The sequence below is a fragment of the Serratia sp. ASV30 genome, from assembly GCF_016428815.1.
In the GTDB taxonomy this organism is placed as follows: domain Bacteria; phylum Pseudomonadota; class Gammaproteobacteria; order Enterobacterales; family Enterobacteriaceae; genus Chania; species Chania fonticola_C.
This window is the reverse complement of sequence record NZ_JAELTL010000100.1, coordinates 1-8,651: the sequence shown is the minus strand read 5'-3', so window position 1 is coordinate 8,651 and position 8,651 is coordinate 1. Positions and strand designations below refer to the sequence as shown.

At 51.3% G+C, this 8,651-nt stretch carries 8 protein-coding genes; all 8 read left to right on the top strand.

All coding sequences use genetic code 11. The features are described 5' to 3' along the window. The first annotated feature begins 224 nt into the window (after window positions 1-224). Entirely contained in the window at window positions 225-1,043 is an 819-nt protein-coding gene (locus JHD74_RS24850; RefSeq protein ID WP_199063765.1) for a DUF932 domain-containing protein, read from the top strand. A 410-nt stretch (window positions 1,044-1,453) separates the two neighbouring features. Next, complete coding sequence (locus JHD74_RS24845) at window positions 1,454-1,885, top strand: antirestriction protein (RefSeq protein WP_199063764.1); 432 nt, start codon at window positions 1,454-1,456, stop codon at window positions 1,883-1,885. Window positions 1,886-1,904: 19 nt separating this feature from the next. Beyond that, window positions 1,905-2,390 carry a DNA repair protein RadC gene (gene radC, locus JHD74_RS24840; RefSeq protein WP_199063763.1) on the top strand — a complete coding sequence of 162 codons (486 nt, stop codon included), beginning with the start codon at window positions 1,905-1,907 and terminating at the stop codon, window positions 2,388-2,390. 67 nt (window positions 2,391-2,457) lie between these two features. Beyond that, the gene (locus tag JHD74_RS26915) at window positions 2,458-2,583 is read left to right on the top strand and encodes a hypothetical protein (protein WP_255519191.1); all 126 of its coding nucleotides are present in this window, start codon (window positions 2,458-2,460) and stop codon (window positions 2,581-2,583) included. Beyond that, window positions 2,580-2,900, top strand: a complete 321-nt coding sequence (locus JHD74_RS24835; RefSeq protein WP_199063762.1) for a DUF5983 family protein — start codon at window positions 2,580-2,582, stop codon at window positions 2,898-2,900. The genes JHD74_RS26915 and JHD74_RS24835 overlap by 4 nt, the downstream gene beginning before the upstream one ends. Window positions 2,901-3,101: 201 nt before the next feature. Next, on the top strand, window positions 3,102-3,434 hold the full coding sequence (locus JHD74_RS24830; protein ID WP_199063761.1) for a TA system toxin CbtA family protein: 333 nt from the start codon (window positions 3,102-3,104) through the stop codon (window positions 3,432-3,434). A 55-nt stretch (window positions 3,435-3,489) separates the two neighbouring features. Beyond that, a complete protein-coding gene (locus JHD74_RS24825) occupies window positions 3,490-3,858 on the top strand; it encodes a type IV toxin-antitoxin system YeeU family antitoxin (RefSeq protein WP_233169670.1) in 369 nt (122 codons plus the stop codon). A gap of 190 nt (window positions 3,859-4,048) precedes the next feature. Next, window positions 4,049-8,326 carry a hypothetical protein gene (locus tag JHD74_RS24820; RefSeq protein WP_199063760.1) on the top strand — a complete coding sequence of 1,426 codons (4,278 nt, stop codon included), beginning with the start codon at window positions 4,049-4,051 and terminating at the stop codon, window positions 8,324-8,326. The last annotated feature ends 325 nt before the right edge of the window (window positions 8,327-8,651 follow it).

Here is an 8,651-nt window from a genome sequence, read left to right as displayed (position 1 = left end):
CCCCCCCCCCCCCCCCCCCCCCCCCCCCCCCCCCCCCCCCCCCCCCCCCCCCCCCCCCCCCCCCCCCCCCCCCCCCCCCCCCCCCCCCCCCCCCCCCCCCCCCCCCCCCCCCCCTCCTTAATGACAGTTGGCATCGTCGGCAGCGTCAGATGTGTATAAGAGACAGATGTTTCCTATGAGGGGTATGGTCTTTTTCTTTTATGCTGTTTAACAAGGAATTAACCATGAGATTAGCCAGCCACTTTGGTCGGGTGAACTCGGTTCGCCGCGACCGACCATTAACTGTTGATGAATTGGCGCATTACGTGCCCAGCGTTTTTGGCAACGATAAACATGCCTCTAGAAGCGACAGGTATACCTACATTCCTACCATTACTTTGCTGGATAAGCTGCGAGAAGAAGGGTTTGTGCCGTTCTTCGCTTGCCAAACTCGAGTGCGGGATTTGGACAAACGTGAGCACACCAAGCACATGCTTAGGCTGCGTCGTTCGGGGCAAATAACCGAGAAAGAAACCCAAGAAATTATTTTGTTAAATAGCCACGATGGCTCTTCGAGCTTTCAAATGTTGCCAGGCTGGTATCGTGAAGTTTGTTCGAACGGATTGGTTTGCGGACAGAGTTTTGGGGAAATTCGTGTGCCGCATAAAGGCGATATAGCGGGGCAGGTGATTCAAGGGGCCTACGAAGTACTGGGAATATTTGACCAGATAGACGAAAGCCGTGAAGGCATGCAAGCATTAACGTTGTCACAGGAGCACCAGCACGCGTTGGCGCATGCGGCATTGACCTACCGTTACGGCGAAGAACACCATCCGGTCACCGAAAGCCAAATTCTGATGCCTCGCCGTTGGGAGGACAAAAAGGATGATCTTTGGACCACATTCCAAAGGGTGCAGGAGAATCTCACCAAAGGGGGACTGAATGGTCGCAATACTCACGGTAAACAGGCGCGAACTCGTGCGATTAATGGCATCGATAGCGATATAAAACTCAACCGGGCGCTATGGGTAATGGCAGAGCAGCTTAAGCAGGTGGTAACCTAGTGCCACGTATTTAATGCTCGGGCATAGCAGGCTGATTGCTACCGGGTGTCTAATCACAACCTGTCCCGCAGTATCACCAGTCTCCCTGTCTCTAAACGATCGGTTTCAACGATCAGTTTCTCGTTATTGATCTGCACAACCCATTATCTTTGCCGTTCACAGCTCGGTAAGATTGCCGTGGCTGTCTGTTGGTTTATTGAACAGAATCGATCAGGCACTTTTGGTGACGCCAATTTCCAGGGAAATACACAACCCATTATCGTTAGGATAGCTGGTTGCATAAGCAGGTGATGAGGACAACCAATATCTCCATCAGCCTCTTCTAAATATATACATATCTCCAACATACAGGCTCCCCGGTTTTCCGGTGGGGCCTTTTTTATTACCTTATTCTCAAAGGACACATTTTCATGAGAACACAGATAGATACCGACGTTCACCACATAACGGCCACTGAGGTCACTGATCATCAACGCCATGATTTCTGGTTCCGACATTTCGGCACAATTCCACGCTGGATGCTGATTGAACCTCAAGTCTTCAGTTGGTTGGATCGCTTGTGTACCGACTATCAGGGAGGTTTCTGGGATTTTCGCACCTTGAGTAACGGTGGCGCTTATCTCAATCCGTCAACCGACCAGGACTACATATTGTTCAACACCCTTAATGGCAACGGCGCAACGGTAAGTCGAGAGGCTGCGGGTATTACGGCCTGTCTGATGGCCTACAGTCACCACGCTTGTCGGAATGAAAGCGAGGCTATGACCGAACACTTCTACCGGCTACGGGAATATGCACTGCATCATCCCGAAAGCCGTGCCATTTTCACCCTGATTGACTGAGCAACAAGGTACTCTCACCATGAAGATAACGTTATCCCCAATGGTGGCTGAAATGTCACCCGGCGAACAACGTACCATCCGACGCGCCCTGAACCTGCTGGCAAAACAGTTGCGGGAGCCGGGGGTAGCGTTTACCTCCACTCGCGTGACCCGAGACTGGCTGCGCCTGCATATGACCGGGCTGGAGCGTGAAATATTCGTCGTGCTGTGGCTCGACAATCAAAACCGCCTGATTGCTCACGAAACCCTCTTCAAGGGAACGATCAACAGTACCACCGTCCACCCTCGTGAGTTGGTGAAGTCGGCCATGAAGCATAATGCGGCGAGTGCCGTACTGGCGCACAATCATCCGTCTCAGTTGGCCGAGCCCAGTCAGGCTGATCGACAGATCACCGACAGGATAAAGACGGCTCTGGAATTGGTGGATGTGAGGGTACTGGATCACTTGATTGTTGGCGGTCTGGATATCGTGTCATTTGCCGAACGTGGCTGGTTACCTGGCTAATCGCTGCTTCCTTTCACTATTTCCCCTCCCTCGCGTTTGTAAGATCTCATTTTCAAGGAGCACCTCTATGGGCTGGCTATTTTCACATCACTCCCGCCGTGAACTGGTCACGGCAATGATCAAGACCGACCACACCGAAAACTATCATCAACGCCGCCATCCGCAATGGGGTGTAGGCAAGGGGAGTATATGACAACCACTGCACCTCTTTTGCGTTTCGGCCTGCAATGCAGTTCCGCCCATATCACTGAAGACGACAATGAGGTGTTGTATCGGATCTCTCACTGTCAGGATGAGTTCAGTGACGGCGAGTGGATTCATTTCTCGGGCACGGGCTATCTGCTCCGTTTAGATGCGTGGACCTACCCGGGATTGCAGCTCAAACGGCTGGGGCTCTCCAAAGCCTGCCGCCGTCTGGTTATTACGTTAATGAAACAACACCAACTGACCTACCTGCATATCGATGCCCTGGGTGAGGTACTACCTGGTTTTACCACATTCGGCTGGTAATCCCTCGCTACGTTCAACACGTCATTCCCTGTGTTACCCCATCATTTTTCGAGGAAATTCCATCATGGATAGACATGCTGCGACCATGCCTGGCGTATTTCATTTTCTCAAGCACAACGCCGTTTCTCCGCAAGGTTGGCACACTGGTTGACCCACCACTGCCAGCTATCTGTTTCACCGCTTTGTTAAGGAACTACCTTCATGAAGACCACAGACAAAACACCTCATACCGTCTCAAACAACTCCGCTTTGAACGAATACCAGCAATTGCTCGTCTGGTTGCTGAAGCACTGTTATGGATTGGAACTCAACGATACGCAGTATCACGACGAACAGGTGATTGCTCAGCAGATTGAACATGGGATAACGGTACGCGAAACAGTCAACGAACTGGTGGAGAAATTCGACCTGGCGCGCGTTGATCGCCCCGGCTTCAGCCTGTTGGCACAAGACCCGATGCTCAATGGTGCAGACCTGCTTCGTGCTCGAAGTGCATTGGGATTACGGAACCCAGTAAGCCGCCACCTAGTCTGACATCACCATTCATCCCACCGTCATCTACTAACACGCCAGCTAAGGATATTCAGCGATGAAAGAACCTGCACCAAACATGGCTAACACTAACGACGAAACATCCATCTGGGGCCTACAGCATACTATCACACCACGGCTGGGGGCAAGATTGGTCCAACAGGGAAACCACCTACATTTTCTGGCTGATCGTGCTGGTTTGGTTGGCACATTCGGTCCTGACGCTCTCCAAACGCTTGATACTGCTTTCCCGGTGTTGATTAAGCAGTTGGAGGCTCGGTTGCGCTCCTGTGAGCTCGATCAGCGTCGCCAGCAGTGTGTCACTGTCCAGCACGCCGGTTTTATCTGTGAAGCGGATACGTTGGGAAGCTATGGGCACGTTTATATCGCGGTCTATCAAACGACACAAACCACCAGCGGTGAGTAATTCACCACATGCCAATCCCTCGTATACATCATCATGCCCGCCAAAAGTGCGGGCATTCCTGCTTTTATGGAGTCATACATGTCTCAACTATCGAATACGGTTATTGAAAACCCAGACGTACTGTTCTCGTTTTGATTTATTGATTGAAATGCTATGGTTATAAAAACGCAAAGGTATTGGTGAGCAAAAATTGGCCGAAGAATATATCGAACTGGGACGAACATTTCATGAACTTTCTCTGAAGAACGAGGAAAGTGATGAATTTGACTTTCGCAATTCTTCTTTTGGCAAAGGGCTAAACTGGACGGATCTACTCGCTGGATACCGGACTGTTATCTTGTCAGAGGCAGGTGCGGGAAAAACCGAAGAGATACGACATTCGGCCCAAACGCTCCGTCAGGAAGGCAAATCAGCGTTTTTCCTGCGGCTCGAACATGTCGCTGACGATTTCGACATCGCCTTCGAGGAGGGTAATCTCACTGAATTCGAGCAATGGTTGGCTTCTGATGAAGAAGGCTGGCTATTCCTTGATTCCGTCGATGAAGCGAGACTGCGAGAACCGCAGGATTTTGAACGCGCTGTTCGCAAGTTTGGTGCACGTCTGTCTACTGCACTGCAAAGAACGCATATTATACTTACTAGTAGAGGCTCGGCATGGCGGCCAGTGACGGACCTAAAGCTCTGTCAACAGCAGCTTCGATATATCGAACCTGCTCCAGCTACTGAGGAAAACCAGCAAACTGACACGACAGGTAAGCGGGATGGATCTTTCAGGATCGTAGCTCTAGATGATCTCGGCGTAACACAAGTTGAGAAGCTTGCGAGAGCTAAAGGCATCGCAGATCCCAAACCATTGGTAGATGCCATTGAGCGTGCGGATGGTTGGTCGATGGCAGCCCGCCCTGATGATCTGGTCGAACTGGTAGAATACTGGAACAAGCACAAACGTATCGGTAATCGGCTTGAATTGATGCAATCAAGCATTGCGCGACGATTGGCCGAACGCGACCAGAATCGCGAAGAAGCATCATCTCTTTCAACCGTTGATGCACGGGTGGGGATAAGGAGTGTCGCGGCTGCAGCGACCATGGCCCAAGAATCAACCATTCGAGTCCCGGATGGTTCAGAGAACACAAAGGGTATTGCGATTGCGGCAGTTTTGCCCGGCTGGGACAGCAAGAAATGTGCGGCACTACTTGCTCGACCAATTTTTGATGAAGCGATTTACCAGACTGTGCGATTTCATCATCGTACTGTCCGGGAATATCTGACTGCTGAGTGGTTCAAGGGATTACTCGATCGCGAAACTTCACGGCGTAAAATTGAGTCACTGCTTTTCCGGGAACAATATGGCCAAGTTGTGATCGTACCGACGATGCGGCCGGTCTTAGTTTGGCTTATTTTGATGGATAATAAGATTCGTGAGCGTGCTCTGACTATCTCGCCAGAGCTTATTTTCGAGGGAGGTGAGCCGAAGGCATTACCTCTGGAAACACGCCAGAAAATTCTCCACAACGTTTGCGAAACTATGCACAACGGAATCGCACGGAGCTCAACAAGCGATTATCGCGCCGTCCAGCGTTTTGCTGACAAGGACATTGTCGCGGACGTGAAGGCACTATTCGCGAAGTATGCCTCGAGTCATGATCTCCAGTGGTTCCTCCTGCGCATGATATGGCAGGGCGAGTTATCGGACGCTTTACTCGAAGCGAAACACGTCGCGTTGAACAATAAAGCAGGTCGATATGCGCGCATCGCAGCGTTTCGCGCTGTTCATGCGGTGGGTAAAGAAGTTGACAAGCTGGAGGTTCGCGAGCATTTCCTACATAAGGCGTCGGCGCTAAGTCGCGAGTGGTTCGCCGAGTTACTGGTGGATTTGACGCCAACAGAGCAATCTGTGGAGTGGGTGCTAGCTTGTATTAGCAAGCTAGCATTGAAAGACTGTCATAGCGTCGATGGGTTACCGCGTGCACTCGATATTTTTGTTCAATCGCTCAGTCTCGACCTGCGAGCATTGTTGTTGGAGGGAATGAACTCTCTTATTTCCAAACGTCCCATTGTGGAACGGCGCTATTGTGAGATTTCCAAACGGCATGGTTGGCTGATCCATAACGCCGCTCTGGCAGTGGAACAGCTCATCGTAGCCCGCCATCCAGCCGCATTGCGGACACCAACTCTCTCGGTTCTACAAAAGCTGCCATCTGCACATCATTTTCGTGATTGGGATTCGCGCGAGATCTGTTCGAACACTTCCGAGCTGGTGCCAGTGTGGCCAGAATTGAACTATACGTTATTCTGGTACGAGGTTGGTCAGGCGCGAAGGGTTCGGCAAAGAAAGAGAAAAGAACGACTAACCAATTTCTGGCAAGTGAACTTGTTCGGCTCGTACTGGCAGTTCGGACCTGACGATTTCGACCGCATTCTTGCTGATATAGAATCGCGCCCATTGCGCGATGATCGACTTGTCGCGCTCTCGCTGGTATTTCAGCTGTATGTTCAGGCGGGGCGGCCGAGGAAATGGCTCAAGGCGTTGAAAGTGGCTGTTGCGAAAATACCCACGTTTCGCGCAGCGCTCCACACTCATTTACACCCGCCACCCAATCCAGAGCATAAAAGATGGAAACAACAAGAGGCAAAATGGAAGCGGCAAAGTAGGATACGGCAAGTTGCCGAGGAGAAACATGAGCAGGAATGGAAGGAAGCCCTTTCCAAAAATATCGATAAGATACGCGATCCTCAACTGCCTAAACCAAGCGATGTTTCGAACTGGCAATATTATTTGCACGAAAAAATGCGCCAGTTGGACACCAGGACCTCCCATTGGACAGAAGGGCGTTGGCAGGTTCTCAAAGCGGAGTTTGGAGAGGAGGTCGCACACGCTTTCCGTGACGCTGTGGTGGCCTATTGGCGTCGCTATCGTCCAAAGCTTCGTTCCGAGGGGAAAACGAGCAATAGCACACCATTAAGTGTGATCTTTGGGCTTACGGGCCTCAGCATAGAGGCCCGCGAGACAGAAAACTGGACTTCGACCTTGAGAGAGGACGAAGCCGAAATAGCGTTTCGCTATGCCATGGACGAGTTGAACGGGTTTCCGGATTGGATGCCTTCGCTATTCGTAGCATTTCCTGAACTTATTGCGAAGCTATTGCTATGTGAGGTGGATAGCGATCTGCGCAATGAGAAAGTCAAAGTGGATAGCCACTATGTTTTGGCGGATCTGAGCTGGAGCGGATCGTGGGCTTGGGCGGGTATAGGTGCGGGCATTTTCGAACGACTAAAAGCTCGTGAGCCAAAGAATCTGACGAATCTTGGCTACATGCTCAACATTGTCCATGCTGCGGGGATAAGTGCTAAGGATATTGCTAGGCTAGCGGAAGTTCGCTGCGCTGATCGGCGGCTTGCTCATGCGGCACGCTGGTATGCAGTGTGGGCCGGAGTTGAGGGCGATAAAGCGCTCCCTGCTCTCACGGCAAGATTGAAGGTGACCAAGGAGCCCACAAAGCAGACAAGCTTCGCGATGCAATTTATTACCCATCTGCTGGGAGGTCGCCGATGCACGATGAAGAATGGGGATGGATTTCGCACTCCTGAGCATCTCAAGAATCTCTACGCGCTCATGCATCAATATATCCGAGAAAAGGAGGATATCCAACGCGCGGGCAAAGGAGTTTTCTCACCGAGCCTGCGTGATGATGCACAGGACGCGAGAAACCAGCTCTTTACATTGCTAAAAGAGATACCGGGCAAGGAAGCCTATATGGCACTGATGGAATTAGAGCAGCTTCACCCTGAGCCTTCTTCACGGCCGTGGATGCGACACCATGCCAAAACGAAAGCGGAATTTGATGCCGATCTCACTCCGTGGACGATCGAACAGACCCTTGAGTTCCAAACCGCAATCGAACGTACACCCGCCAACCATCGCGAGCTGTTCGAGCTGGCAGAGATGCGTTTTCTTGATCTCAAGGACAATCTTGAGCATGGAGACAGTAGCATAGCGAATATCCTCATTAAGGGTGCGACACAAGAAACTGACATGCGTAAGTATATTGGCGATTGGCTACGTGACAGGGCGCAGGGCCGCTATGCAATTCCTCAGGAAGAGGAATTAGCTGATGATAAACGTATGGATCTTCGGATGCATGGCATGGGGTTTGACTCCCCGGTGCCTATCGAGCTGAAGCTGGCGGAAAACTGGACTGGTCCAAAATTATATGAGCGGTTAGAAAACCAGCTTTGTGGCGACTATCTTCGCGATAATCGCTCAAACCGTGGCCTGTTCGTTATAGTCTATCGGGGTGAGAAGGCGAGCTGGGAACTGCCTGGGATAGGGAAGGTCGTTGATTTCTCGGGATTGGTAGCTATGTTGCAGGCACATTGGGCAACGATTTCAAGCAAATTTCCCAACGTTGATGACATTCGTGTCATCGGTATCGACTTGACCGAACGGATGAACAGGGCGAGGTGACATGAGCTAGCTATTGCAATATGCTGGCAAGTACGGGATTCCGGCAGTACAAATCAATCTACAAAAGTGGCCTTGATAGAGATTCCACTATCCATTGAAGACAAACGAAGGTAGCATTTTAGCGTTAAGAGCTGCTGTTTTTGCTTTGTTCTTACGAAAGAGCCACTACCACAGCGCTTCAACAATCACTGTTGAATTGCGAGTTGAGTAGCTTACGAGAAGCTATTTGGCCTGAGTATATAAATGAGGCTGTCTCTTATACACATCTAAAAGGGGGGGGGGGGGGGGGGGGGGGGGGGGGGGGGGGGGGGGGGGGGGGGGGGGG

Excerpts from the sequence above, each read along its gene's own strand:
- JHD74_RS24850 (WP_199063765.1), top strand. The coding sequence starts at position 225 with ATGAGATTAGCCAGCCACTTTGGTCGGGTGAACTCGGTTCGCCGCGAC.
- JHD74_RS24845 (WP_199063764.1), top strand. The coding sequence starts at position 1,454 with ATGAGAACACAGATAGATACCGACGTTCACCACATAACGGCCACTGAG.
- radC (WP_199063763.1), top strand. The coding sequence starts at position 1,905 with ATGAAGATAACGTTATCCCCAATGGTGGCTGAAATGTCACCCGGCGAA.
- JHD74_RS26915 (WP_255519191.1), top strand. The coding sequence starts at position 2,458 with ATGGGCTGGCTATTTTCACATCACTCCCGCCGTGAACTGGTCACGGCA.
- JHD74_RS24835 (WP_199063762.1), top strand. The coding sequence starts at position 2,580 with ATGACAACCACTGCACCTCTTTTGCGTTTCGGCCTGCAATGCAGTTCC.
- JHD74_RS24830 (WP_199063761.1), top strand. The coding sequence starts at position 3,102 with ATGAAGACCACAGACAAAACACCTCATACCGTCTCAAACAACTCCGCT.
- JHD74_RS24825 (WP_233169670.1), top strand. The coding sequence starts at position 3,490 with ATGAAAGAACCTGCACCAAACATGGCTAACACTAACGACGAAACATCC.